At 62.4% G+C, this 2,663-nt stretch carries 3 protein-coding genes; 1 reads left to right on the top strand and 2 read right to left on the bottom strand.

Going from position 1 to position 2,663, the window contains the following annotated elements; genetic code table 11:
• On the top strand, positions 1–240 hold a 240-nt coding region (locus tag AC1D1P_RS20345), incomplete at its 5' end, for an inorganic diphosphatase (protein ID WP_477674209.1).
• A gap of 192 nt (positions 241–432) precedes the next feature.
• Here AC1D1P_RS20345 and AC1D1P_RS20340 read toward each other — a convergent pair.
• Positions 433–1,272, bottom strand: a complete 840-nt coding sequence (locus AC1D1P_RS20340) for an alpha/beta hydrolase (protein ID WP_477670856.1) — start codon at positions 1,270–1,272, stop codon at positions 433–435.
• Positions 1,273–1,355: 83 nt separating this feature from the next.
• Positions 1,356–2,663, bottom strand: a 1,308-nt coding sequence (locus AC1D1P_RS20335; RefSeq protein WP_477674208.1) for a WS/DGAT domain-containing protein, incomplete at its 5' end; no start/stop codon positions are given.

The raw sequence follows: 2,663 nt of genomic DNA, 5'->3' as shown, positions 1-2,663 counted from the left end.
GGTGAAGACGGCAAGGTGCTGGCGGTGCCCATCGACAAGAAATGCTCGCTTTACACCCAGTGGCAAAAACCTGAAGACATGAATCCGCTGCGCCTGAAGACCATTGCGCATTTCTTTGAGCACTACAAGGACCTGGAAGAAGGCAAATGGGTCAAGGTGCTGGGCTGGGAAGGCCCGGATGCGGCCAAAAAAGAAATCACGGACGGCATTGCCAACTATGCAAAGGCCGGCAAGGCCTGAAACCTGGCCTCTGGCACGAAAACGTAAGCGTTTTTGTGCTGAAGGTGGCTCAGGCCGTGCGCAAGCAGCTATAAAAAATATAGCAAAGGCATTGAGGGAAACTTAAAAAAGCGCCTGCAGCGTGGTCTGCAGGCGCTTTTTTTATGCCTGGGTGGAATGGTGTGCACCGCCGCCCGGCGCTACATTGAAGCGTTACGCTTTTCGCGCAGGGTCCGGGAACACCAGGCCGTGCAGCTTGCCTTTATCTCCGCGCGAAAACGGCTTCCACTGGCCTTCGGCCTGCGCCAGCCGGTCGGCCACGGCCCACCAGGCGCTGGGGTTCACGCCCATGCCGATATGGCTGGCCAGCACTTCGATGTTTTCGGTTTGCGGATGGGCGGCGCTGGGCGCCTGGATGCTGGCTTGCCAGGCCACCACGCCATCGCTGCGCGAATAAATGCTGGTGGTCGGCACAGGCGGGGCGGCCGGCAGATCGTAGCTTTCGGATTCGCGCTCGACGTTGCGGCCGCTGGTGAGTTCATAGATGCGCCAGGCGTTGGTGGCCTTGTGCGAGCCCGCGAAGGGTGTGCCCAGCGTGATCACGCCGCGCACCATGTGCGGCAGCTCCTTGGCCAGCTCGCGCGCGTAGACGCCGCCCAGGCTCCAGCCGATCAGGCTGACCTTGCGGCCCGTGGTTTCGAAGGTGCGGGCGAGGCTGTCGCGGGCTTCTTCCAGCACGCCGGCGCGCGGGCCAAAGTTAAACCCCTGTTCCCAGCCCCAGGGCCTGTAATTGAGCGACTGCAGGTATTGGCGCAGCGGCACCGTGGTGGCGTCATTGGCCGACAGGCCTGGAAACACCATCACGGCATGGCCGTCGCCGCGTGGCGCGCGGGCCAGCAAGGGCCAGGCGGGAAGCAGGGCACCGAATTCCCAGAACGCACGCAGCTCAAGCGCCAGCAGCCAGGCGCTGGGCGGAACATCGTGTGGGGACGGTTTTGCTTGATCTTGGGGGGAGGATGAAGACGGATTTCGCCTGGATGACGGGCTTGCCATGGCTTGAAGCATTGATTGTCTTGTTGGAGTTCCGACTCAAAGAGTATGGAGGCGCTTACGGTTTTTTACAGAGAGAGGTCTCTCTAAGGTGAGCGCCTGGCGGCGGTTTTCGTCGCGTTCGTGACAGCGGTTTTGCGGGTTTTTACCGGGGTGGCCTTGACTGCGGCTTTGAGTGCGGTTTTTTTGGTAGCGACTTTAGCCGTCTTTTTCGACGCGGGCGGCGTGGCGGCGGGTGTAACAGGCGCCGTCACGGACATCAGTGCCTGCGCTTGCTGAAAGGCGTCTTCGATGGCCTTGGCCAGGTCCTTCGCATGCGGCAGCGCCTTTTTGTCGGCAACGATGCCGAAATCCACATGGCCGGCATAGGTCTGTATGGTGATATTGAGCGCCAGCCCGTGCATGACGATGGACAGCGGGTGGAAGGTCAGGAACTTCGCGCCGGCCAGGTACAGCGGCACCGGCGGGCCCGGCACGTTGGAGATGGCCAGGTTGGCCACCATGGGCAGGCGGCTGGCGATGCCGCTTTTGCCGTAGGCGTTCAGCGCCATCTTGGCTGCGCCGCCCACCAGCCACGGTGCCAGCAGCGAAGGGTAGTCGGTCGGCAGCAGGCCCTTCAGGCTTTGCATCGACGTTTTCACCTTGGCGGTCGATGCCATGATGGCGTTCATGCGCTTGAGCGGGTGGGCCAGCTGCGTGCCCAGTTCCACCAGGCTCATGCTCACCTGGTTGCCCAGGTTGCTGGCGTCGGTGGCGCCGGCTTCGCGCAGCGACACCGGCATGGCCGCCACCAGCGATTTTTTCGGCAGACTGTGGTGCTGCGTGAGGTAGCTGCGCAGTGCGGTCGAGCAGATCCACAAGACCACGTCGTTGAATGAGCCGCCCACCGCCTTGCCCATGGCCTTGCATTCGGCCAGCGGCAGGGTGGCCGTCACAAAGACGCGATCCGTGGTGATGCCGGTATTAAAGGGCGTTTGTGGCGCCAGCTTCATCGGCATCTTGGGCTTGATGCCGGTGGCCGAACTGGTGGTGGATTGTTTTGCCAGCGTGCTGCCAAAGGTGCTGGCCGCAGACGGCAGCGCCTTGGCCAGTTTGGCCAGCTGGCCCAGCGAACTCGAAAACACCGAGCCGATCATCTTGCCCAGCTTCAGGTCGGCCTCGGTTTTGCGGCGGCGGGCCGGGTCGGGCGGCGGCACCTCGCGCGGTACCGGGCTGAAATCGAGCAGGGCATTGGCCAGCATCACACCGCCTTTGCCGTCCAGCGCTGCATGGTGAATCTTCGAGAAAAACCCGGCCACCACCTTGCCGCCCTGCGATGCGGGCAGCTGGATGCGGTCAAAAATATAAAACTCCCAGAGCGGGAAATTGCGGTCGATGACCTCGCTGTGCAGTTG

Source organism: Polaromonas sp. P1_E1_2, assembly GCF_056406035.1.
Note: the sequence above shows the minus strand (reverse complement) of the source record. Positions and strands in the feature narration are given on the sequence as shown.

Bases quoted from the DNA above. Each gene is read 5' to 3' on its own strand.
- AC1D1P_RS20340 (WP_477670856.1), bottom strand. From the start codon at position 1,272: ATGGCAAGCCCGTCATCCAGGCGAAATCCGTCTTCATCCTCCCCCCAA.